Origin of the sequence: Ruminiclostridium herbifermentans, assembly GCF_005473905.2 — a bacterium.
Taxonomy (GTDB): Bacteria; Bacillota; Clostridia; order Acetivibrionales; family DSM-1351; genus Ruminiclostridium; species Ruminiclostridium herbifermentans.
Window position 1 is genome coordinate 132,475 of sequence record NZ_CP061336.1, and the last position, 23,645, is coordinate 156,119.

Annotated in this window: 20 protein-coding genes and 1 riboswitch; of the genes, 18 read left to right on the forward strand and 2 right to left on the reverse strand. The window is 32.9% G+C overall.

Annotated features, from left to right (window positions below; all coding sequences use genetic code 11):
- Nucleotides 1–70: 70 nt before the first annotated feature.
- Complete coding sequence (locus tag EHE19_RS00575; protein ID WP_137697154.1) at nucleotides 71–757, reverse strand: DUF2461 domain-containing protein; 687 nt, start codon at nucleotides 755–757, stop codon at nucleotides 71–73.
- A 309-nt stretch (nucleotides 758–1,066) separates the two neighbouring features.
- Between EHE19_RS00575 and EHE19_RS00580 the strand changes: the two genes are divergently transcribed.
- From EHE19_RS00580 to metK, 12 genes are all read left to right on the forward strand, one after another.
- Nucleotides 1,067–2,512 carry an amino acid permease gene (locus tag EHE19_RS00580; protein WP_137697155.1) on the forward strand — a complete coding sequence of 482 codons (1,446 nt, stop codon included), beginning with the start codon at nucleotides 1,067–1,069 and terminating at the stop codon, nucleotides 2,510–2,512.
- Between the two features lie 204 nt (nucleotides 2,513–2,716).
- On the forward strand, nucleotides 2,717–3,046 hold the full coding sequence (locus tag EHE19_RS00585) for a putative signal transducing protein (RefSeq protein ID WP_244648297.1): 330 nt from the start codon (nucleotides 2,717–2,719) through the stop codon (nucleotides 3,044–3,046).
- Nucleotides 3,047–3,461: 415 nt separating this feature from the next.
- Entirely contained in the window at nucleotides 3,462–4,328 is an 867-nt protein-coding gene (gene pheA, locus EHE19_RS00590; RefSeq protein ID WP_137697156.1) for a prephenate dehydratase, read from the forward strand.
- A gap of 358 nt (nucleotides 4,329–4,686) precedes the next feature.
- Complete coding sequence (locus EHE19_RS00595; protein WP_137697157.1) at nucleotides 4,687–5,031, forward strand: MazG-like family protein; 345 nt, start codon at nucleotides 4,687–4,689, stop codon at nucleotides 5,029–5,031.
- Nucleotides 5,032–5,048: 17 nt separating this feature from the next.
- On the forward strand, nucleotides 5,049–7,052 hold the full coding sequence (locus EHE19_RS00600) for a DHH family phosphoesterase (protein ID WP_137697158.1): 2,004 nt from the start codon (nucleotides 5,049–5,051) through the stop codon (nucleotides 7,050–7,052).
- A gap of 95 nt (nucleotides 7,053–7,147) precedes the next feature.
- The gene (gene rplI, locus EHE19_RS00605; protein ID WP_137697159.1) at nucleotides 7,148–7,594 is read left to right on the forward strand and encodes a 50S ribosomal protein L9; all 447 of its coding nucleotides are present in this window, start codon (nucleotides 7,148–7,150) and stop codon (nucleotides 7,592–7,594) included.
- 43 nt (nucleotides 7,595–7,637) lie between these two features.
- Nucleotides 7,638–8,978, forward strand: a complete 1,341-nt coding sequence (gene dnaB, locus EHE19_RS00610) for a replicative DNA helicase (RefSeq protein WP_137697160.1) — start codon at nucleotides 7,638–7,640, stop codon at nucleotides 8,976–8,978.
- A 22-nt stretch (nucleotides 8,979–9,000) separates the two neighbouring features.
- A complete protein-coding gene (tilS, locus tag EHE19_RS00615) occupies nucleotides 9,001–10,416 on the forward strand; it encodes a tRNA lysidine(34) synthetase TilS (RefSeq protein WP_342343335.1) in 1,416 nt (471 codons plus the stop codon).
- A gap of 138 nt (nucleotides 10,417–10,554) precedes the next feature.
- Nucleotides 10,555–11,091, forward strand: coding sequence for a hypoxanthine phosphoribosyltransferase (gene hpt / locus EHE19_RS00620; protein WP_137697315.1), 537 nt, complete (start codon nucleotides 10,555–10,557; stop codon nucleotides 11,089–11,091).
- Between the two features lie 239 nt (nucleotides 11,092–11,330).
- Nucleotides 11,331–13,193 (forward strand): ATP-dependent zinc metalloprotease FtsH, encoded by a 1,863-nt coding sequence (gene ftsH, locus EHE19_RS00625; RefSeq protein WP_137697161.1) that lies wholly within the window; start codon nucleotides 11,331–11,333, stop codon nucleotides 13,191–13,193.
- A 294-nt stretch (nucleotides 13,194–13,487) separates the two neighbouring features.
- The gene (locus EHE19_RS00630) at nucleotides 13,488–13,871 is read left to right on the forward strand and encodes a thioesterase family protein (RefSeq protein WP_137697162.1); all 384 of its coding nucleotides are present in this window, start codon (nucleotides 13,488–13,490) and stop codon (nucleotides 13,869–13,871) included.
- 344 nt (nucleotides 13,872–14,215) lie between these two features.
- Nucleotides 14,216–14,316, forward strand: a riboswitch (SAM riboswitch).
- 202 nt (nucleotides 14,317–14,518) lie between these two features.
- A complete protein-coding gene (gene metK, locus EHE19_RS00635; protein ID WP_137697163.1) occupies nucleotides 14,519–15,709 on the forward strand; it encodes a methionine adenosyltransferase in 1,191 nt (396 codons plus the stop codon).
- A gap of 305 nt (nucleotides 15,710–16,014) precedes the next feature.
- Here metK and EHE19_RS00640 read toward each other — a convergent pair whose 3' ends face one another.
- Nucleotides 16,015–17,421: a fibronectin type III domain-containing protein gene (locus tag EHE19_RS00640; protein ID WP_137697164.1), complete on the reverse strand. Its 1,407-nt coding sequence runs from the start codon at nucleotides 17,419–17,421 to the stop codon at nucleotides 16,015–16,017.
- A 219-nt stretch (nucleotides 17,422–17,640) separates the two neighbouring features.
- Between EHE19_RS00640 and EHE19_RS00645 the strand changes: the two genes are divergently transcribed.
- The 6 genes from EHE19_RS00645 (at nucleotide 17,641) to EHE19_RS00670 (ending at nucleotide 23,561) form a co-directional block, all read left to right on the forward strand.
- The gene (locus EHE19_RS00645; protein WP_137697165.1) at nucleotides 17,641–18,009 is read left to right on the forward strand and encodes a glycosyltransferase family 2 protein; all 369 of its coding nucleotides are present in this window, start codon (nucleotides 17,641–17,643) and stop codon (nucleotides 18,007–18,009) included.
- An 861-nt stretch (nucleotides 18,010–18,870) separates the two neighbouring features.
- The gene (gene recD2, locus EHE19_RS00650; RefSeq protein ID WP_137697166.1) at nucleotides 18,871–21,291 is read left to right on the forward strand and encodes an SF1B family DNA helicase RecD2; all 2,421 of its coding nucleotides are present in this window, start codon (nucleotides 18,871–18,873) and stop codon (nucleotides 21,289–21,291) included.
- A 63-nt stretch (nucleotides 21,292–21,354) separates the two neighbouring features.
- Nucleotides 21,355–22,038, forward strand: coding sequence for a ComF family protein (locus EHE19_RS00655; protein WP_137697167.1), 684 nt, complete (start codon nucleotides 21,355–21,357; stop codon nucleotides 22,036–22,038).
- Between the two features lie 60 nt (nucleotides 22,039–22,098).
- Nucleotides 22,099–22,521, forward strand: coding sequence for a MerR family transcriptional regulator (locus tag EHE19_RS00660; protein ID WP_137697168.1), 423 nt, complete (start codon nucleotides 22,099–22,101; stop codon nucleotides 22,519–22,521).
- Nucleotides 22,522–22,727: 206 nt separating this feature from the next.
- A complete protein-coding gene (locus EHE19_RS00665; RefSeq protein ID WP_137697169.1) occupies nucleotides 22,728–23,015 on the forward strand; it encodes a flagellar biosynthesis anti-sigma factor FlgM in 288 nt (95 codons plus the stop codon).
- Between the two features lie 45 nt (nucleotides 23,016–23,060).
- Nucleotides 23,061–23,561, forward strand: coding sequence for a flagellar protein FlgN (locus EHE19_RS00670; protein ID WP_137697170.1), 501 nt, complete (start codon nucleotides 23,061–23,063; stop codon nucleotides 23,559–23,561).
- Nucleotides 23,562–23,645 lie beyond the last annotated feature (84 nt).

Sequence of the window (23,645 nt, forward strand, 5' to 3'; positions counted from 1 at the left end):
TTAACAACAATTTTATTTAACAACAATGGAGATACCGTTAGAGTATATTCTGACGGTATTTCTTTATTTTTCAGGAGTTTTTAATCTGCTGAGCCTCAACCATACACAGGAAATTATATATAGGCTTTAGCTGCAGGAATCCCTTTTTCAGCACATCTGGTAATTCCTTAGAAAAGGCTAAATTAAAGTTGTTTTGAACACATTCAAAGTAAATATTTTTCCTGTCTAGCCATGTTCTTAGATTTTCTGGTTGTTCAGGAAACTTACTTCTTTTATACATTTCTCCGCCTATTATAAATTTATCTTGGGCTTCATAGCATTTTAGTGCTTTTACAAAATAAGGATGATTATTAATTATCATATCACGCATATTAGCCATAGAACTTGTTTGAGCGCCATAATAACCAATTCCATAGCTTGAGCCCCGCTGGTTCAGCTCAAACCAGTAGCAGGGCGAAGTTGACATAATGCTTTTGTCCCTTAAGAAAACAAACCAAGCATTATCTCTATACATGGTTTTATCTTTAGTAAAGCGAGTATCTCTACGAACGCGTGAAATAATTTTGGACGGAACGGTTATTAACTGACTGTCTATTTCCATCATGGTTGGCGCCAATTCTATTATTAACTCAACGAAAGGATTATAAACCTTTTCTTTATAAATATCTTTATGATTGTCGTACCAAGTTTTTTCATTGCGCATCCTATTTTCATATAGAAATTTAAGAGCGTCTGCTGTAAACCCATTAAAACTCATATCCCCTAACCTCCAATTTTGGATTAAAAATATATATCACATAATTTATTAAATATTTACCCAATTTTATCTTGAAAACTATGAACAAATACAAGTTAATTTCAAAAGATATATCTAATATAAAACATTTGTTCTTTTCTATTTTGACAGATATATTGAATTAAATCAATGATTCTATGACTGTTTATCAATGGAATTAAATAGAAGGAATCCTTGCAGAATGTATTTATTTTATTAAGGAATAATAGGTTAATAAAACATTTTTTGAGGAATTTTACTTTACGTGTTTGTGCGGAGGTATGGATTTTTATGGATAAAACAAAAAATAACGGACTGTCGGAATGGCAGCTTACTATGATGGCATTAGGAACCGTAATAGGTGGTTCGTTTTTTGTTGGTTCATCAATAGCTATTAATGCTGCTGGTCCTTCAATATTGATTTCATATATAATTGGAGGAATACTGGTTTATTTTATATTAACTGCATTATCTGAAATGACTGTTGCAAATCCTGATGCTGGCTCCTTTAGAACATTTACGGCTCAGGCCTTTGGAAGGGGGGCAGGTTTTATTGTAGGGTGGGTTTATTGGACAGGAATGGTTATTGCTATGTCCAGCGAAGCTGCAGCAGTATCCATACTCATAAGAGAATGGATTCCCAATGTATCAATAATGTTATTAGGAAGTGTAATTATAATTAGTGTTACGCTGCTTAATTTATTGGGTGCTGACAAATTGAGCAAGCTTGAAAGTGGATTGGCTGTAATTAAGCTTCTTGCAATAGCATCCTTTGTAATTTTAGGATTATTACTGATAATTGGGTTGGTTCCAGGAATTGCACAGGTTGGATTAGGAGAGTTAGCTAAAGAAGAATTTATGCCTGGGGGGATAAAAGGTATAGCCGGAAGTATGCTTATAGTTATGTTTGCATATGCAGGCTTTGAGGTTATTGGTTTTGCAGCATCAGAATGTGATAATGCTAAAGAGAACGTTCCAAAAGCAATAAAATATACAGTTATATGTCTAGTTGGATTTTATCTGGTTTCAGTTATAGTAATGCTGCCGTTAGTGGCTACTTCAGAGTTAAATGAAAATGTAAGTCCAATGGTAACAGCACTCAACAGATGGGGAATTGGTTGGGCAGGTACAGGCATAAATTTTGTAATGGTTACCGCGATACTTTCTACAATGTTGGCAGCGATGTTCGGACTTGGAAGAATGATAAGATCTCTAGCGGATGAAAGCCTTGCGCCTAAGTGGTTAATAGACAAGCAAGAGGTGCCAAAACGAGGAATACTTTTTTCGGGATTTTCTATGCTTTTGGGTTTAGGTTTTGGAATGTTGGCCCCTAAGGTTTATATGTTCTTAACAAGTTCAGGAGGTTTTGCACTGCTATTTACCTATGCTGTAATTATGGCTGCACATATTCGTCTGCGCAAAATAAATGGCTGCCCAGACGGCATATGTCAATTGAAAGGCTATCCATATAGTTCATGGATAGTTTTATTAAGCTTAATTGTAATAATATTCAGTATGCCTTTTATTAACGGGCAGGCGTCTGGCCTTTTTGCTGGATTAGCTATGACTTTTGTATATTTTTTGGTATATATAGCCATAAAGGCATTTAGTGCTTTCCCTAAAAACAGACTTTCGATAAATAGCCTATATAAATCAGTTTTTTTAACTGAATTTTCAAAGGAGATATCACCTTCCGACCATAAAAAAGAGACTGATGATGAAGAGTTTAAGGATTAATCCATATCTATGGTTCCTAGTATGTCAGGAACTGTTTCGAAACAGAAAATAGTTATGTGCCTGTATTATTCTATGAAAGGCTGAATAATAACGAAAAATTAGTTGATAACAAAAGTTTAAATATTACAACTGTAAAAATTACAGTATTAGTGGTAATATATAGGTAGGCAATAAGTGGCAGTCTTTTTATGGAAGGTGGTAGTTATGGATACTAAAAAAGAAAATATGAGCGCAGATGAGAAATTAAACCTTGAACGTGAAAATGCTGATAATTGGGTATATTTAACTACGGCAGATAATGAGTTCGAATTTAATGTCATTAAGGGAAAGCTAACACAAAGTGGAATTGTTTGTATTGGAAAGGGTAAAGATTATGATTTACTTGATAGTGGATTATTACAGATTGTTCTAGGCCCATGTATACCAATTCAAATTATGGTTCCAAGTGAAATGTATGAAGAAGCGCTGCAGATTATAAATTTAAAAGTCAGTGATGAAGAACTTGAAGAACAAGCTATGAATTCGGCTGATTAAACAAGGTGTTTTTAACTTCTGATAAGCTAAAATAGCTTAATTCAAAAAAGAAAATCTGTTTTTGAGTTTGTCGCCAAAAACAAACTATGGCCCAATAGTATTTAACTGATAGTAATTGACCATAATCCTACCAGAACAAAGCCTGTGAATGCACTGTGCTTTTAAAGTTGTATACTTTATGAGAGGTATAAAAATACTTGAGTACAGGCGTAATTCAAATACTATATTAGGGATTGAAATTGTTCTGTATTTTACCTCCTTCAGCATATAAATAGTTCTCTGAAATTTATATCATTAAAATTATATATACTTTCTTTTATATCAAATACAGTTGGAAATCTTGGAAAAGAATGATATTATATATTACTATGGGGCAGTTATTAATATACATTTAAAGGATGGATACAAGAATTAGATGGAGAAAAGAATAGGTTTTCTAGGTCCGCAAGGGACTTTTTCACATGAGGCTACTCAGACTTATATTGAATCACAAGCAAAGTTAAATGGCTCAGATGTAACATATGCTTTAAAAGCTTTTTATACCATTCAGGATGTACTTCTTGGACTAAAGAAGGATGACATTGATGAGGCAATTGTACCAATAGAAAATTCACTAGAAGGTGCAATTAATGTGACTTTAGATGTCCTTGCTAAGGAAGAAGGCTTTTATATAGTTGACGAACACATAATACCTATAAACCTTAATCTTGTAGCTAAAAAAGGAACAAAAATTGAGGATATAAAGACAATAATTTCACACCCTCAGCCACTCGGGCAGTGCAGGAATTATCTTGGAAATACATTTAAAAATGTAATTCAGATGGAGGAAGACAGTACTTCAAAAGCAGCACAAAAAGTAGCTTCTGCAGATGGTACATATGCGGCTGTTACATCTAGTATTGCAGCTAAGACATACGGCCTTGATATATTGGACAGTAATATTCAAGATGCAAAAAACAATTTTACTAGGTTTGTTATTATATCTAAAGTGTTAAAAAAGAAAACAGGAAGAGACAAAACCTCTATAGTGTTTTCAACTGAAAATAAACCAGGAAGCCTATATAAAATTTTGGACATATTTAGCCTGTGGGATATAAACATGACACGAATCGAATCTAGGCCTGCTAAAAATGAACTTGGACAGTATATTTTCTTTATTGATATAGATGGTCATATTGAGGAACAGGATGTTTATGATGCACTTACTATGGTAAAAAGGAAAACATCATTTTACAGATTTTTAGGCTCTTACCCTGCATTCGGGAATTTATATGATGTCTAAAAGTCAAATATTGCAGTTGAATAAATCCATAAGATAGTTTTCGGTTAAGTAGGTAAGGTAACGCAATTCGTAATTTGAATCGTGACGCTGTTCCGGCTTATTAATGGGAAGTTGTTCAATAACCTAAATGTATCTATTATATTAATTCATTTTCAGGCACAAATTATTTAATCAAGTAGTGTTGTAAGTAGGAAATTTTTAGAGTAATTAACTTTATGGTATAATAACAAGCATATTAGATTATTGTAATAATAAATTGATATTAATTATTAAATAATGGGAAATAAAGCTATTTAGTTGTATAAGTGGTATAATTTACATTACAAAAAAATGTAAATTACCTTCGTGGGGTGACACTATGGCTTTGTTTGACAACCAGATTGATATTACAAGGAATATTAAAATCATTGAGTGGCTAAAGAGTGAACTGCTTACTGATGTGGCGAATCTATTTAAGGCATTAGTAAATGGTATTCAAGAAGAAGTGTCAGAAACTTTAGCAGATACTTTGGCTAATATTATTTTAATATGTTATCTTCTTGGGAAAAGATTTGGAATTAATTATAGGACAGTAGAAAAAAAAATTGAGAATAAGATTAGGCTTGGTCTTGTTGAGAACCACGATGTTGAGAAGTACTATGGTGATTTATCTGAGCTTTCAAAGCATCTCAACGGTACGCGTGTAAGAAAACAAGGAGCTTGATATTAGGGAGAATTAAAATGGATAGCAAAAAACTATCACGAATTTTTATACCAAAGGCTGGATTTTATCTTTGGGTAATACTATTTCTTGTTGTGATAATTACAATATTAAATCCATTAATGTCTATTCCGGGATATGTTGTGTTTGTTTTTTTAGTTATTTACAACTACAAATCAACCCATATCAGAAATCGAGAAATAGCGAAATACATAGAAACTCTGACTTTTAATATTGATTGTGCAACGAAGGACACGTTGCTCAATTTTCCTATGCCGTTGGTTTTGGCAGAATTAGACGGAACTGCTGTGTGGTACAATTCTTCCTTCAAGGGTATGTTTGATGATGATAAATATCTTCAAAAAACCATAGCGGAAATAGTTTCTGATATAAAACCTGAGATAGCAGAAGGAGATTGTATAAATATTTCTAAGGATGTTACCATAAATAATCGCTTTTACACTATTTTGGGAAGCTTAGTAAAAATCGATGATGATAATACGGAACATAGTATTATTGTTATGTTATATTTTATTGATAATACAGAATTGATAAATGAAAGACAACGGTATGAGGATAATAAAAACACAGTAGGGTTAATTGTAATAGATAATTATGATGATTTAATGCAGAGTTTAGAAGATTCTAAAAGACCACAAATGATGGCAGAGATAGAAAAAAGTATTGCTGGTTGGTTAGCTCATACTGGAGGTATTCTTAAAAAATTTGAGAGAGATAAGTTTTTGTGTTTATTTGCATTTAAATATTTAAAAGAACTTGAAGAGAAAAAATTTGAAATACTTGAAACTGTGAAGGAAATTAATTTTGGAAACAAAATTCCTGTTACTCTTAGCATAGGGATGGGTATAAATGCTCCAACTATACTTGAAAATATGCAAAATGCAAATGCAAGCATTGACATAGCTTTAGGTAGGGGAGGAGACCATGTTGTAATTAAAGATGGAGATAACTTTAGATTCTTTGGCGGACGTACTAGAGAACTGGAGAAACGTACAAGAGTAAAAGCAAGGGTAATTGCGTATGCTTTAAGAGGATTAATTGACCAGTCACCTTCTGTTTTGATAATGGGTCATGAAAACGCTGATATTGATTGCTTGGGTGCGGCACTGGGTATATATAGAATAGTAAAGAGCAGAGATAAGAGAGTCAATATTGTATTAAATCATTCTAATCCAAATATAGATGCTGTACTAAATAAGCTTAGTAAGGAACCAGAATACAGTAATGTGTTTGTTGGAAGAAATGAAGCTCTTGATATAATAACTAAAAAAACTTTGCTAATAGTTCTTGATACTCATAGACCTAGCTTTACAGAAACACCGGAATTACTCAAGATGACAGACCAAATAGTTGTAATAGATCATCACAGGAGAGGTGCCGATTATATTCAAGACGTTGTTCTGTCTTATCATGAAACTTATGCGTCTTCAACCTGTGAACTTGTTACAGAATTAATGCAGTATTTAGAGGAAAAAATAAGGCTTACAAGCATTGAAACAGAGGCATTATATGCTGGAATAGTTGTGGATACCAAAAACTTTATTTTTAAGACAGGTGTCAGAACCTTTGAGGCGGCTTCATATTTAAGGCGTCAGGGTGTTGATACAGTGTCGGTAAAGCAGCTTTTCCAAAATGACTTGAAAACATACATTACAATTTCGAATATAGTCAAAGATGCAGAAGTAGTGTATGATAATATTGCAATATCTATTTGCCCTTCTAATATAAAGAATGCCCAGCTAATTGCTGCTCAAGCAGCAGATCAGCTATTAAGTCTATCTGGACTTATAGCAGCGTTTGTACTTAGTTCTAAAGAAGGCGAAATTATAATAAGCGGAAGGTCTCTTGGTGAAATAAATGTACAGATGATTTTGGAGAAGCTTGGCGGCGGAGGACATATGACAGTTGCAGGAGCTCAGCTAGAAAATGTAACCATTGAAGAGGCAAAGGAAAGACTCAAGAATGCAATTCATGAGTATATTGAAAGCTTAAATAAAGAATAAAGTAATGATTGTACAATGCTCCAAGGATACAAGAATTTATTATATATTGGGAATAGTATTTGTTATTTATATTTATTTCTACAGGAGGTAAACAAATGAAGGTTATATTAAAGCAGGATGTTAAAGGCTTGGGTAAAAAAGAGCAAATGGTTGAAGCCAGCGATGGATATGCTAGAAATTTTCTGTTTCCAAGAGGACTAGCTGTAGAGGCTAGTGCCGCTAATCTAAATATAATGAAAACCAAGAAAGAAGCCGAGGCTCAGAAAAAGGAAAGAGAAATAGCTCAGGCTAAGGAAATGGCAAATAAAATTAAAGATATAACACTCACATTGAAGGTGAAAGCAGGGGATAATGGTAAGCTTTTTGGCTCTATTACAAGTAAGGATATTGCAGAAGCAATGAAGACACAACAAAAGCTTGAAATTGATAAAAAGAAGATAGTTATGCCAGATTCACTTAAGTCAGTTGGAACTTTTGAAGTAGAGGTTAAGCTTTATCCAGAGATAAGTTCTAAATTTACTGTTAAAATAGAAAGTCTATAAATTAGTAATTTATGAAAAATTGATAGAAATGGTGGAAAATGCAATGGATATAGGTTCTCTAGGCAGAGTTCCCCCTCAGAGTATAGAGGCAGAGCAATCAGTATTAGGGTCAATGCTTATTGATAAAGAAGTAGTTCCTGTAGTAATGGAAATTTTGAAACCAGAGGATTTTTATAGACCTGATCATAGAGAAATTTATACTGTAATTATAGAGTTGTTTGACAAAGCTCAACCCATTGACTTAATTACGGTATCAGAACGTCTAAAACTGCATGGAAAGCTGGAACTGGTAGGTGGACTTGAGTACTTATCAAACATTGCTACAGAGGTACCTACAACGGCAAATGTAAGGCATTATTCAAAGATAGTAGAAGAGAAAGCTCTTCTTAGAAAACTTATTAAGGCTTCTTCTGATATAGTTGATATGGGTTTCAATGCTTCAGAAGAAGTGTCCTACATTCTTGATAAGGCTGAACAAAGTGTATTTGACATTTTACAGAAAAGAAGTTCACAAGGATTTGTACCTATAAAGGATGTACTTGTAGATACTTTTAACAATTTAGAAGAAATGTATAACAATAAGGGCAATATTACTGGGATACCTACAGGATTTGTTGATTTAGACTTTAAGACCTCTGGTCTTCATAATTCTGACTTGATTTTAATAGCAGCTCGTCCTGCGATGGGTAAAACAGCTTTTGCTTTAAATTTAGCGCAAAATGCAGCTGTATATAGTCATGTACCTGTAGCTATATTCAGCCTTGAAATGTCAAAGAATCAACTGGTAAACAGAATACTTTGCAGTGAAGCAATGGTTGATAGTAACAAAATGAAGACTGGAAAGCTTGAGGATAATGATTGGCAAAAAGTAGCTAAGGCTTTAGCTCCGTTATCAGAAGCACCAATTTATATTGATGATACGCCAGGTGTGTCCATTACTGAAATAAGGGCGAAATGCAGACGTCTTAAGCTTGAACATAATTTGGGATTGATCGTTATAGATTACTTGCAGCTTATGCAGGGAAGCGGTAAAAAGGGAGAAAATAGGCAGCAGGAAATATCAGAAATATCACGATCCCTTAAAATATTGGCAAAGGAAATAAATGTTCCTGTTATTTGTTTATCACAGTTAAGCCGTGCACCTGAAACTAGAACTGACCATAGACCTATACTTAGTGACCTTAGAGAATCAGGAGCTATTGAGCAGGATGCTGATATTGTAATGTTTTTATATAGGGATGATTACTACAACCCTGAGACTGAAAAGAAAAATATAGCTGAGGTCATCATTGCAAAGCATAGAAATGGCTCGACAGGAACAGTTGAATTGGTATGGCTTGGGCAATATACTAAGTTTGCAAATTTAGAAAAGTTTAGACAATAATCAGTTGGCAAAGGATATGATAATGTTAAATCAGGTTCTTGATACAATTAATAAAAATGACTTAATCAGTTATGGAGATGGCATTGTTGTAGGCATATCAGGAGGATATGACTCTGTATGCCTACTCCATATTTTGTATTGTCTATCTAAAGATTTAAACTTGAAGCTTTTTCCTGTCCATATTAATCACATGCTTAGAGGTCTAGAAGCTGCTAGAGATGAGGATTTTGTAAATGAGTTTTGCCAATCACTAGGACTTAGTTTACATATAAAAAGAGTTGATATAGCCCAAAAGGCGAAAAATGAAAAGATTTCGATTGAAGAAGCGGGAAGAAATGCAAGATATGAAGAGTTTAACAGAGTCGCAGCAGAAAATTCCGCAAACAAAATAGCTGTTGCTCATTCAAAGAATGATCAAGCAGAAACTATACTTATGCGTATTTTTAGAGGTACAGGTTTAGAAGGTCTTAAGGGTATAGAGTACAAAAGGGATAATATAATAAGACCCTTATTGGACATAGATAGAAAACAAATTGAAAACTACGTCAATAATAATGGCCTCAAGGCTGTTACAGATAGTTCAAACCTGCACACAGATTACTTTAGAAATAGGATTAGACTTAATGTGATTCCAGAAATTAATAATGCAGCTAAAATAGATATTACAGAAAATTTATTAAGATTATCGAAAATAGTAGTGACAGATGAGGATTTTTTACGGTATAATGCTGAAATAGCATATGAAAAGTCTTGTATAAAAAAAGATATAAATTCTGTTGAGTTAAATTTATCCGAATTAATAGAAATGCATCCTGCTATTTTAGGCAGAGTCATTAGGATTGCTATATTAAATAGCTTTGGGAGCATTGAAGGTATAGGCTTTAATCATGTTGACAAGCTTATGCAATTAGTTAGAGATGGACAAACGGGTTCTCGAATAGATATTCCTCATGGAATGATGGCAGTAAAGACATATTCATCTATAATTATTAAGAAGCAGGGAGAGGAACAAAAAGAAAGATTCGAATATAAGTTAGAGGTTCCAGGGAAAACAGTTTTAAATGATAAAGAGGCCGTTGTCGCACAAATAATTAATTTTGATTCAAATGAAAATTGTCGACAATATATTAATGAGAATAAAGGCGTTTATACAAAATTTTTCGATTTGAAAAAATTAGAATTAGAAGCAAATTTAGAAATTGTGGTTAGAAATAGACGAGATGGTGATATTTTTAAACCGTTAAATTCAAATGGCACAAAGAAGCTGAAAGAATACTTTATTGACAATAAAATTGATAGAGAACAGAGAGATAAATTTCCTTTAATTGCCATAAATAAGGAGATTATTTGGATTATAGGAAATAAAACGAGTGATAAATATAAAGTAACTGATAATACTAAATCTGTGTTGATGATTTTTTATGAAAATAAAAGATAGGCTTGTATACTTAGTTTGAAATATTTATGAAGCTGTTATCATCATATTTTTAACGATAAATTAAATTTAAAAAATTTAAATAATGTATTTATTCATACCAAATTCGTACCAATAATTAAGGGGGATTAGTCATATATGATGGGAGCAATAGAACGTGTGTTAATTACAAAAGAAGAACTTAATAAACAAGTTAAGGAAATGGCAAGTCGTATATCTAAAGACTATGAGGGCAAAGAGTTAGTTATTATCGGAGTTTTAAAAGGTGGCTTTATATTTCTTGCTGATCTGGCAAGGGAAATAACAATTCCTGTTGACTTGGATTTTATGTCAGTATCTAGTTATGGGAATTCATCAAAGTCATCTGGTGTTGTTAAAATTATAAAAGATGTGGATACAAATATTGATGGTAAACATGTACTAATAGTGGAAGATATTGTTGATACTGGGCTTACACTGAATCACCTTGTAGAACTTCTTAAAACAAGAGGACCTTTAAGTGTAAAAATTTGTGCTGCCTTAGATAAACCTTCAAGAAGGAAGGTAGATGTTCAGGTTGATTATAAAGGAATTGAAATACCAGATGAATTTGTAGTTGGATATGGATTGGATTATTGTGGAAAATATAGAAACATTCCTGAGGTTTGTATACTCAAAAAAGATGTTTATTTGAAATAATATTAGTATATAAACATAAAATTCACTTTATTGTGTTTTATAGATGTATATGCTAATATAATATATACTGTATTAATTAAAAAACTTAGTTTGATAGTGATAATTTATAGTTTTAATATTTAAAGTTACAATTGAGTTTTGACCAAATTAGAAACGTAGGTTTGAAATAAATTTAGTTCTTAAGTAAATGACTTGCGAGTTAGGATTTGGTACCTTGGCTATTATAAGGAGGGAGTTATTTGAAATATATTAAGGGTATCAGTTTTTATATAATTATTTTTATAGTAATTATAGTAATAATTACATTCTTTCAAACAACTGACAATCCATCGAAAATGGTTTATTCAGAGTTGTTGACACAAATAAGTGCAGGTAATGTTAAAAGCATAGATCTTCAGACTGACACTGCTACTGTAGTACTAAAAAAACCAGTAGAAAGTAATAGTAAAATTACTAAATATGTAGTTGTTGTTCCGCCTGATGTTACTTCTGCATCTAATAGATTTACCGAGGCTTATGAAAAAAAACTGATCGAAAGATTTAATGTTGTTACGCCTCCGCAAGCGCCATGGTGGATTTCTATATTGCCGACAATTGGGTTTATTATTATACTTATTCTGATATGGTTCTTCTTTATACAGCAGTCACAAGGTGGAGGCGGCGGCAATAGAGTTATGTCTTTTGGAAAAAGCCGTGCCAAGCTTTCAGTTGATGACAAGAAAAAGGTCACATTTAAAAATGTTGCTGGAGCTGATGAAGAAAAAGAAGAACTTGCTGAAATTGTTGAGTTTCTGAAAGCACCGAAGAAATTTGTAGAACTTGGAGCAAGAATACCAAAAGGTGTTCTTTTGGTAGGACCTCCTGGAACTGGTAAGACATTATTAGCAAAGGCTGTTTCTGGTGAGGCTGGAGTTCCGTTTTTCAGCATAAGTGGTTCAGACTTTGTTGAAATGTTTGTAGGTGTCGGAGCATCCCGTGTACGTGATCTTTTTGAGCAGGCCAAAAAGAATGCTCCATGTATTGTATTTATAGATGAAATTGACGCGGTTGGTAGACATAGAGGAGCAGGAATGGGCGGCGGTCATGATGAAAGAGAACAGACCTTAAACCAATTGCTTGTTGAAATGGATGGTTTTGGAATTAATGAAGGAGTTATAATCCTTGCCGCTACTAATAGACCAGATATACTTGATCCTGCATTATTAAGACCTGGACGTTTTGACAGGCGCGTGGTTGTTGGGTTACCTGATATCAAAGGTAGAGAACAAATTCTTCATGTACATGCTAGAGGAAAGCCGCTAGATGAGAGTGTTAAACTGGATGATTTAGCAAGAATTACACCTGGTTTTACCGGTGCAGATTTAGAGAATTTGCTGAATGAGGCTGCTTTACTTGCTGCTAGAGCTAATAAGAAGAAAATAGGTAATGAGGAGATAAAAGAAGCTGCCTTTAAGGTAATGATGGGCCCTGAAAAGAAGAGTCGTGTTATGAGCGAGATAGACAAGAAAGTTACTGCCTTTCATGAGGCTGGTCATGCAATAGCAATCAAGCTTGTTTCTAAGACTCAAAAGGTGGATAGAGTATCTATTATCCCTGCTGGTATGGCTGGTGGTTATACAGCAAGCAGACCTCAAGAGGATAAAAGCTATCATACTAAATCCCAGCTTATTGAGGAAATAATAATTGCTTTAGGAGGAAGAGCTGCTGAAGAAATTGTTATGGACGAAGTAAGTACAGGTGCATCAAGCGACTTGAAAAAAGTTAATCAGATTGCAAGAAATATGGTTACAAAGTATGGTATGAGTGAAAAGCTAGGCAATATGATTTTTGGTAATGAGAATGATGAAGTTTTCCTTGGTCGTGATTATGGTCACACAAGTAATATAAGTGATGAGATTGCAGGCATTATTGACAATGAAGTTAAACAAATTATTGATAGTGCTTATGAAAAGACAATAAATCTATTGAAAGAGAATATTGATAAGCTTAATAGACTAGCGCAGGCTCTCCTTGAAAAAGAAAAGGTTGAGGGAGCTGAGTTTGAAGCTATTTTTGATGGAGTTGCTTTGGATTCAGCAGTTAAGCCTCAGTTAGAGGGCTAATTACTACGTAAAATACTATTTTAAGAGTTATATAATTTTTACAATTAAAGGGTTTGCTCTCATACACTGAGCAAACCCTTATTTTGTACAATTTATTTTATATACGAATAGTTGAAATTGTAAAATAATTCTATAATAATGAGTTGTTTGCGGTTGAGTAGATAAGGCAATTATATAAGAACATTTTTTTGAAGTAAAGGCTGAAATAAATTACTAATATATTTAAAGGAGGTGTCAAGTCCATGTCATTTCTGACATTGAGTTCTTATGAGAATGGTGGACATGGACATACTTATGGATTTTAAAATTGGAATGGAAGGAATTGCACAAACAACAGTTAATAGTACTAATACAGCAAAAGAAATGGGCAGTGGAGACCTAGAAGTTTTTGCTACACCGGCAATGGTTTCACTTATGGAAAAAGCAGCGACAATTGCTATACAGGGATGTTTATCGAAAGAGTATAGTACAGTTGGAACTATGATAAATATTAGACATATAGCAGCAACCCCATTAGGAATGAATGTATCTGCACGAGCTACGCTTACAGAAGTAGATGGGAAAAAATTAATTTTTACAGTTGAGGCATTTGATGAAAGAGAGAAGATAGGTGAAGGTCAGCATGAGAGATATGTAATTAACGTTGAGAGATTTATGGATAAAACAAATAGAAAGTAGTGCTTTGCAATTTAAAGTAAAGGTCTTCTGTGAGGGAGAATATTCAAAGAATTACTGCATAAAGAGAAATATGAATATATTCAGTAATTAGTTTTTATAGTGATAGAATTATAGCATTAAATGTTGAAACTGGCTTTCTTTGCTTGATTTTTGCTTGATTATAATATGATTAAAGACATATCAAGCCGCCAATTTATTATGATTTATAATATGAGTTAAAATTACACATATATATATTAATACAAATAGTTTATAATGTTGCAATTAATTTACAAATGATAACGATATATGTATTGACCTTTATGCAAATTCATGGTTAAATTAATATGAAAAATAAATAATTATCCTTATCAAGATAGGTGGAGGGAATGGCCCAATGAAACCTGGCAACCAGCATTAATTTGTATGGTGCCAATTCCTACAGGCTTTGCCTGAAAGATGAGGGGTGTTCATTGTATATTGCATTGATAAACATGACAAACCTCGAAATGAGGTTTTTTTATTGCATAAATAATGAAAATTACCTCAAAAATGCTTTAACAGTAGTTATTACTGTTAATCGGAGTTGTGCTGTTTTCACTGACAAATATATAGACTTATAAGCGGCATAAACCCAAACAAAAATTTTTATTTTGGAGGTATAGAAAATGTCAAAAAGATTGTTTACGTCAGAGTCAGTAACTGAGGGTCATCCAGACAAAATTTGTGACCAAGTATCTGATTCAATATTAGATGCAATTTTTGAGAAGGATCCACAGGCTAGAGTTGCATGTGAAACCGCAGTAGCTACAGGTATGGTTGTGATAATGGGTGAAATATCTACTAATTGTTATGTAGATATTCCTAAGATAGTTAGAAATACTATACGAGAAATAGGATATGATAGAGCAAAATATGGATTTGACTGCGATACATGTGCAGTTCTTACATCCATAGATGAACAGTCAGCCGATATTGCAATGGGTGTTGACAAGGCACTCGAAGCAAAAAAAGGTGAGATGAATGAGGAACAGCTACAGGCAATTGGGGCAGGAGATCAAGGTATGATGTTTGGATTTGCTTGTGATGAGACTCCAGAGTTAATGCCTATGCCTATAACTTTAGCTCACAAGCTATCATATAAGCTAAGTGAAGTTAGAAAGAATAAGACTCTTAGCTACCTAAGACCTGACGGGAAATCTCAAGTTACAGTAGAGTATGATGGTGATAAACCAGTCAGAGTTGATGCGGTTGTTATTTCTACTCAGCATAGTGCAGATGTAAGTCACGACAAGATTGAAAAGGATATAATGGAGTATGTAATAAAGCCTGTAATTCCAGCAGAACTTTTAGATGAAAATACAAAGTACTTTATTAATCCAACAGGAAGATTTGTTGTTGGTGGTCCACAGGGAGATTCTGGACTTACAGGAAGAAAGATAATTGTTGATACGTATGGAGGATATGCAAGACATGGTGGTGGGGCTTTCTCAGGAAAGGACCCAACTAAGGTTGACCGTTCAGCAGCTTATGCAGCTAGATATGTTGCAAAGAATATAGTTGCAGCGGGAATTGCTAAAAAGTGCGAGGTTCAGATTGCATATGCAATAGGTGTTGCTAAACCAGTATCTGTTCTTGTAGATACTTTTGGAACAGCTGTAATACCTGAAGAGAAAATAGTTGAGTTAGTAAATAAGCATTTTGATTTAAGACCAGCTGCAATAATTAAGACTCTGGATTTGAGAAGACCAATATACAAGAAAACTGCTGCTTATGGACATTTTGGCAGAAATGACGCAGATTTTACTTGGGAAAAGACAGATGTAGCAGATATATTGAGGAAGGAAGCTGGGTTATAATCAAGAACAGCTATTATAGATATCAAGCTATGTAGAATAAAAATATACTAGTATTAATATTTTTTGATTATTTAATTAAAAAAAGTTTTAAAGCGGACTCGGTTTATGAATATTAGATTGAGTCCGTTTTTGTTCCAAATACAATAGTATTTCGCCATAGAATCATTAAAAGTTCATTTTAATAATACTGATTTGAAGTTTAATGTTAAATTAAATATTAAATATCAGCATTTGCTGAGATGTTTATTCTTTAAAACATAAAAAAGGCATTTGGAAATATCCAAATGACTTTATAAATTTTTGGATTAAGCAGAATATTCATTTACTACAAAATATAGAATCTTATCAAATGGAATATATTCAGTTTTGTTTAGGAAAGGTGAAACAATACCTTTATTTATAAAAGTATAATATGCCTTTCCTATTCCATCTGATCTGCTGTCATACCATACAAGAAAATCTTGTATTTCACTAGCTGTTAAGTCGTATTCCTTAATTGTTCCATTATGCATTGTAATTTCTAGAATAGCATTGTAGTTTATTAAAACTTCAGGCTGAGGTGTTGCTGATGCTACGTTTGAGTCAGGACTTTCAACTCCATCGACAATTACGCTTACAACATAATAATATGTTGTTCCATTAGTTAATTCTTTATGTATAAATGAATTTGATGTTACATTATCTGCTATAGTATTAAATTCACCGTCTGGTGTTGAGCCACATTTTACTATGTAGCCGTCAGCATTTTCAACAGGATTCCAGTATAGTTTTACGCTTCTATCACCTGCTTCTGCTGTTAAATTAGTAGGTGGCAATGGTATTACCTGCATAGGAGTTGCAGCTACTTCAACTGAATTTGGACTTTCAATACCATTTACTTCTGCACATACGACATAATAGTATGTAGTTCCGTTGCTTAACTCTTCATTCACAAATATAATTGCTGAATCTGTAGTAGTTGGTATAAAAGGAAATATTGTATCATATTGACCTGATATAGTACCTCTCTTCACATAATATTTTGTAGCACCTTCAACTTCATTCCAAGAAAGGGTGATTTTTTGGCTTTCAGCTGTTGCTGTAAGGTTGGTTGGGGCAGGAATTTGAGCAGGAGGAGGCCCCATCATTTCAAGCTCACCTATAGCTAAGTTTACTGAATTACCAGTATTTCCTCCATTAGCACTAATATTAATTCTATATTTTTTATAAGGTGTTGAATTGTTGAAAGTAAATTCTTTCTTTACAGCATTAGTCCAAGTTGTGATATTTGTTTGAGTATCCAACACAATCCACTGATCTACATCCCAAGCCTCGAAAGTCCAATTTCTAGGTGACATTGCACTGCAAGGTTTTGGAGTTCTTAAATTTGAAACGTCATTAGTTATGGTATATTTATTAATTATTTGAGCTGAATCAAATTCATAAGCAAGCCACCCAGTAGTCGATGTAGTACCCCAAGCATAATATTCTGAATTCTCAAAATACATATAGTTTTTATCAAAAGCCTTATATGGAGGGGTTTGTGAAGTATAATTACTAGCACTTGCTATTCCACTCGGTGCTGTATTGCTAGACATTATGGGTATTAAATTTTCGCTATACTCAATATCCTCAGCAAAACTAATCGAACAAAGTGATGTAATCACCACCATTAAAACTACTAAAAACCCAAAAATTTTTTTAAATTTTTCATTTGATTTCCTCTCTTTCAAAACAAATACACAAGATTATACAATAAAAATAAAAAATTACAATACTAATATAATTTAACAAATTGTTTATAATTAAATGTTTATTCTAGTGTTTAACTTTTACAAAATAAAACTTCTAGTATAAAAAGCACCGACAATTGTATGTATTTTAAGCTTTGTAACAAAAATGCAACACATTTCATATGATAAAATACCATTAATTTTTATGGAGATGAGTATATGACTATAAATTATGCGATTCTAGCTTTATTTGCCATGTACGGAATGATAAGCCTTTTTATAAATATATATAAGGCAATTGGAAGAAAGAAATACTTTGTTGAAAATGCAAATATTGTACTATTGGTGAATAATCAAGAGCAAAATATAGAGAGAATGATAAGAGAAGCTATGGAAAGCAGATTTGTCCGAAATATTGCTACTAATGGGAACTTCATAGTTGTGGACATGGACTCAAAAGATGATACATTAAAATTATTGAGAAAACTAGAAAACCAATTTCCTCTTATGGAGGTATGCTCCTTTGACGAAAGAGAATGCGTTTTTTTTAAAGAAAAGGATGACTTTAGTGCTAAAAAGTTTACATAGTATGTTAAAGGTGGTTAATAGCTGAGAAGTAACAACTAGCTTAATTAAGTGATTTTATAAATGGTTCTACTTTAGCTCATAAAAATTCTAAAGGTGCAGGAGAATTACCAATGGTTTGCTGCAAAAATAAAATTGAAAGTATAGTTGGTGTTTACATAATGAACTTTAAAGAATTGAGTCCATTAGTGCTATAAGCCGCCTTTCAGGATTTATAATCCATGGGTCATAGTGGATATAAACTATATCGTGTCAGTTTCTAAATAAAAATACATGATTTTCAAACTTATTAATGAATTAATGCAATTATTTCTAATCATTATTTCCATTTATATGTCTCCTGCACCTAAATTTTCAACTGTATAAGTTGAATTATAGTTTTATAGACCTATTTTTACCTACAATTGCTTTTCTACCCCCTATGGTAAGTAAAGACAATATACAATGGAATTCTTGCTGTAATAAACAAAATAGGTTAATATAAGTATATAAATAAAGTGACGGGAGTAAGCAAGTGGTATATAAGTTTTGAGGAAGTCCTCCATTCATAGAATATCTACTTTAGACGTTTCATAGACGTTTCATATTGAAGGCTTTATTTAGATTTTGAAATTATAATTTTAGAGTTTATTATTTACATCCTCAACTTTTCTTGTTGAATATAGATAGATTTTTAAGTGGGAAAGTTGTTTAAACATTGATTTTTAGTAATTTGATTTAAAGGAAGTATGCTTTAGCTATGTTTTTTACGATAGTATTTAATCCTAAATTTAATCAATTTGACAATAACTACTTTTAATGTGGTTGTTAAAAGTAGATGCATGAATAAGTGAACTCACAAATGAATTGCTTAAGGAGAACATTATGGCAATTGGTCAATTTCAACAGCAAAGATGGTCTTTTGAAAGCTATGCTGTAGGAACTAATTTAAAAATAATAGGCAGATTTGATTATAAAATATATGAGAATTCTGAAAACGGATACAAAATTTATACTTTTGAGATAGAGAAAATTATTGATGAGGATGATTTTGAACACGAGGTTCAGGAGCAAATTAGCGTAACAGGCTATTACGAGGTAAATGAGCACTGCTCAATACTGCCCTGCAAGATAGTTGGAACGGTGGGAGTATATAAGGGAGAAAAGCAGTTGAAGGCAGAAACGGTTGAGTTCATTGAACCAGCTACTGAAGAGGGAATTATATCATTTTTGTCCTGCGGGATAATAAAAGGTGTGGGAGAAAAAACAGCAAGAAATATTGTCAAAGGCTATAAGTCTGCAAAGGGTTATGTGGAGGGCTTTGGCAGTAAAACTTTAGAGATTATAAAAAATGATCCGCTATTACTTGTTAAGATTCGTGGAATAAATAGCGATAAGGCGCAGCTTATTCATGACTCCTATATGGAAAATATGGAGTATCAGAATGTAATGATTTTCTTTCAACGCTTCGGAGTTTCCTCTGCTAAAGCCATGAAAATATATAATGCTTACAAAGGCACCTCAATTGCAATTGCTGAACAAAATCCATATATGTTTGCAAACATAAAGGGCTTTGGATTTAAAAGCTGCGATGAAATTGCAAAGAAATTAGGTATAGATACACACTCAATATTCAGACTAGAATCTGCACTAAAAAGTGTTTTAGAAAGCGCTGAAATGGATGGACATTGTTTTTTGTTTAAGGACAAGCTTATAGAAATGACAGCAAAGGCGCTAAGCGACGGTACAGATATTATTGAAAAGGATGAACTGGAGGAAGCTTTCAAAAGAATGATTCATTCAGGTAATCTAATAAACATAAAATATACTGAGAATAATGAGAATTATGAGGCAGTATATACAAAGGAAATGTATAAATTAGAATATGAGGCAGCCTTGGCAATAAAGAATATCGTACGAAGCAAAACAGATGAAAAAATGTGCAACGTAGATATTTTAATAAATGAATTTGAACAAGCAAAGGGCTTTGAACTTGAAGAAATGCAAAAAGAGGCTGTAAGGGCTGTATTTAAGACAAATATGCTCATTCTGACTGGCTCGGCAGGAAGTGGTAAAACAACGACTGTTGAGTGTATGATATATGTACTTAAGAGGTATTATCAAAATAAAGAGGAAATGAGTTTTATGCTTGCTGCTCCAACGGGAAAGGCAGCAAAAAGGCTGACTGAGATTACAGGCTTTGAAGCTATGACTATACACAGATTGCTTCAGTTTTCATATGAGAATAAAGGTTTCTTTTACAGACAGGGAAATGAACTTCCATATGACTTGATAGTGGTAGATGAAAGTTCAATGCTTAGCATAGATTTAGCCCATGCACTCTTTACAGCAATTTCTCCTGGCACCACAGTGGTATTAATTGGTGATACACAACAGCTGCCATCGGTAGGAGCTGGAAACGTGCTTGATGACATGATAAAAAGCCAAGTAATTGAAGTAGTGAAATTAAATGTAATAAAAAGACAGGCTGATGGTTCTGGAATAATTACAAATGCAAATAAAATTATAAATGGAGAAATGCCAGAAATAATTAATAAAAATAAAGACTTTTTTATTATTGAAGAGGATGATAAAGACCGAGTTGTAAAGAAAACACTAGAGGCAATAAAGAGACTTAGAACAGCCTATAATTACTCTATTGATGACATTCAAGTCATATGTCCTCAAAAGACATCAGAAATAGGCACATATGAGATGAACAAGGCTATTCAGGATATGGTCAATCCAGCAGAGAATGGTAAGGCAGAAGTTAAGCGAGGGAATAGTGTTTTTAGAGAAGGTGATAAGGTTATTCATTTAAGCAATAATTATGAGGCGCAACATTATAAAAAAGACTTATTGGGAAGATACGTTGCTGAGGAAACCTGTGGAGTATTTAATGGGGATATTGGTAAGATAATAGAAATATCTAAAATTGACCACATTGATTTTGAAAATGATGATGAGGAGGACAGTGAAGCAGTTAACAAGGCTATTTCTGAAAAGAGCGTAGCAGTGCAATATGATGATTTCATTATCATATATCAAATCAGTGAACTTGAAGAGATTGACTTGGCATATAGCTTAACAGTTCATAAGATGCAAGGTTCTCAATGTGAGGCAGCAATTATTCTTTGTCATACTAGGAACTTTATTATGTTAAATAGAAATCTTGGATATACAGCAGTTACTAGAGCAAAAAAAATGGTGTGCATAATTGGTCAAAAAAGAGCTATAAAGGTAATGGTTTCTAATGTGAAAATAAATGAGAGAAATTCAATGTTGTGCGGATTATTGAAGATTTAAAGTATTATTGCATAACAATGTAAATTGGTGTAAACTATAGATATAAGCAGAGTTTCTTACGTAATGAGGAGTGGTCTTATCAGCTTAATTGAGTATATTTTTCCTCCGCGTTGTGCTTTTTGTAATGAAATACTCGAGGCAGGTGCACCAATATATATATGTGAGAAATGTGCGGAAAAGATCGGTTATTACAATAACTGCATAAATTATTTAAATCTTCCGAAAGAATTAGAAACCTATTGTGATGGGATGATTTGTGTTGGCAGATATTCAGAAAGTCTCAAAGATTCACTGAGAAGATTTAAATTTAAAAATAAACCGTCATATTACCGTGCTTTTGGTATGCTTTTAGCGCTGAAGGTTCAAAACACAATACAGTTAGATGATATTGATTTGATTATTCCTGTTCCGCTTCACAAAAACAGACAAAAACAGAGGGGTTATAATCAGGCTGAATTAGTTGCAAAGCATGCTTCTAAACAGTTAAAGGTACCATTTGCAGATAATGTTCTAGTAAAAATATCTGATTCTAAAAGTCAGAGTATTTTAAGCAGGAATGAAAGATTTTTTAATCTAGAAGGTTTGTTTTATGTAAATAATGCCAAGACTATAATTAATAAAAATATCTTATTAATAGATGATATTATTACTACAGGCAGTACTGTTAATCAGTGCAGCAAGGTTCTAAAGCAAGCTGGGGCAAAAAGTATTATCGCAGGAGTTATTGCAACGACGCGCAATTACTAGTAATAAATATAGTATGTAACATCTTTGGATATATATTTGTTTGTGGGGGGAGGTATAATTATGACAGATATAAGAAACTGCAGAAGATGTGGAAGAATGTATAATTATTTAGGTGGACCACCTATTTGCCTTGATTGTAAAAAGGCTGATGAAGAAGTATTCAAAAGGGTTAAAGAATACCTATATGAAAATCCAGGAGCAACATTGTCACAAGTATCATTAGATTGTGATGTTAGTGTTGAGAAGATAAAATTATTTCTTAAAGAGGGTCGACTTGAGATAACAGACGGTGCTAATATCATATTAGAATGTGAGAGATGTGGTAAGTCAATTAATACTGGAAGATACTGTGAGGCATGTCAGCATGAGGTGACAAAGGACATCGCAGGAGTTGCGCCTAAGGTTATTGAGAAGCCAAGGGAGGCACTTACAGAAGCAAAACGAAGAGAACAAGGATTGAGATTCCTTAATAAAAATCGCTAGATAATATACTGCATTTTAAGCGAGGTAAATAATACCCTCGCTTTATGTTTATACTAATATTGTAGCTAAAGCTATTAGTTGATATTATTGTCATTGATAGCTTTTTTTTGTGCAAATCAAAAGCAATACTAAACTAATTTATCAAACTGACGATAATTATTATATAGAATTTTAGTTATCGTGTTTTATAGAAAGTGGGTGTTTATATGAAGATTACAGGAGATATTTATAATGTGGCCAAGGTTTACAATAAGCAGAAGTCTGTTGGAAATATTGCTAAAGCTGGTCAAGTTATACCTAAGAAGGATGTTGTTTCTATATCAAATGATGCTAGGGATTATCAAACAGTAGCAAAAGCATTAAAAGATATTCCAGATTTTAGGCAGAGTAAGGTTGATGAATTCTCAGAACTTTATAGATCTGGAGGATACGACGTAAGCGGAAAAGAAATTGTAGAGAAACTTGGGAAATCAATATTGGATAAAAAAGCATAAAAGCATTTTGATATATTTAGAGCTTTAATGCTTGGAGGTGTATGGATGGAATCAACGCTGACAAAACAACTAGTGGATGTATTAAATCGTGAAAATGATATATATGAAACTCTTTCTAAAGTATCCAATAATAAAACAGACTTAATTGTTGGCGGAAAAGTAAGTGAATTAGAGAATATTACTAAGATTGAACAGTCATTAATTATCAAAGTTTCTAAGCTTGAAGACGAAAGAGAAAAGATTGTTGACAAGTTATGTGTTCTGCTTGGAAAGAAGGCTGAAGAAGCTACTATTTCAGCATTGATAGAGAACTTAGGTCAAGAGGAATCCAAAGAATTAAAGGCTTGTCAGGAAAAGCTTGTTAAAACTATAAATAATTTAAGAAATACAAATGACTTAAACGCAAAGCTTATAAAAAACTCACTTGAGTATATTGATTTCTCAATAAACATGATGACTAGCATTGATAATGTTAACAATAGTTACGGAAGTTCAGGTTTGTCTGGTGATACAAAAAAGAGGAGTTTCTTTGACATGAAACTTTAGTAAATGCGAAGTTTACTTTTGTATATTCATTGTTCACTTCGCGTATCAAAAAGCTGCGATCAGCTTTCTATAGATTTGAGCAAT

Bases quoted from the DNA above. Each gene is read 5' to 3' on its own strand.
- EHE19_RS00575 (WP_137697154.1), bottom strand. From the start codon at position 757: ATGAGTTTTAATGGGTTTACAGCAGACGCTCTTAAATTTCTATATGAA.
- rplI (WP_137697159.1), top strand. From the start codon at position 7,148: ATGAAGGTTATATTAAAGCAGGATGTTAAAGGCTTGGGTAAAAAAGAG.
- recD2 (WP_137697166.1), top strand. From the start codon at position 18,871: ATGGCAATTGGTCAATTTCAACAGCAAAGATGGTCTTTTGAAAGCTAT.
- EHE19_RS00600 (WP_137697158.1), top strand. From the start codon at position 5,049: ATGGATAGCAAAAAACTATCACGAATTTTTATACCAAAGGCTGGATTT.
- EHE19_RS00660 (WP_137697168.1), top strand. From the start codon at position 22,099: ATGACAGATATAAGAAACTGCAGAAGATGTGGAAGAATGTATAATTAT.
- EHE19_RS00595 (WP_137697157.1), top strand. From the start codon at position 4,687: ATGGCTTTGTTTGACAACCAGATTGATATTACAAGGAATATTAAAATC.
- EHE19_RS00630 (WP_137697162.1), top strand. From the start codon at position 13,488: ATGGATTTTAAAATTGGAATGGAAGGAATTGCACAAACAACAGTTAAT.
- EHE19_RS00655 (WP_137697167.1), top strand. From the start codon at position 21,355: ATGAGGAGTGGTCTTATCAGCTTAATTGAGTATATTTTTCCTCCGCGT.
- metK (WP_137697163.1), top strand. From the start codon at position 14,519: ATGTCAAAAAGATTGTTTACGTCAGAGTCAGTAACTGAGGGTCATCCA.
- EHE19_RS00665 (WP_137697169.1), top strand. From the start codon at position 22,728: ATGAAGATTACAGGAGATATTTATAATGTGGCCAAGGTTTACAATAAG.
- pheA (WP_137697156.1), top strand. From the start codon at position 3,462: ATGGAGAAAAGAATAGGTTTTCTAGGTCCGCAAGGGACTTTTTCACAT.
- EHE19_RS00580 (WP_137697155.1), top strand. From the start codon at position 1,067: ATGGATAAAACAAAAAATAACGGACTGTCGGAATGGCAGCTTACTATG.
- dnaB (WP_137697160.1), top strand. From the start codon at position 7,638: ATGGATATAGGTTCTCTAGGCAGAGTTCCCCCTCAGAGTATAGAGGCA.
- EHE19_RS00670 (WP_137697170.1), top strand. From the start codon at position 23,061: ATGGAATCAACGCTGACAAAACAACTAGTGGATGTATTAAATCGTGAA.
- EHE19_RS00585 (WP_244648297.1), top strand. From the start codon at position 2,717: ATGGATACTAAAAAAGAAAATATGAGCGCAGATGAGAAATTAAACCTT.
- hpt (WP_137697315.1), top strand. From the start codon at position 10,555: ATGGGAGCAATAGAACGTGTGTTAATTACAAAAGAAGAACTTAATAAA.
- tilS (WP_342343335.1), top strand. From the start codon at position 9,001: ATGTTAAATCAGGTTCTTGATACAATTAATAAAAATGACTTAATCAGT.
- EHE19_RS00645 (WP_137697165.1), top strand. From the start codon at position 17,641: ATGACTATAAATTATGCGATTCTAGCTTTATTTGCCATGTACGGAATG.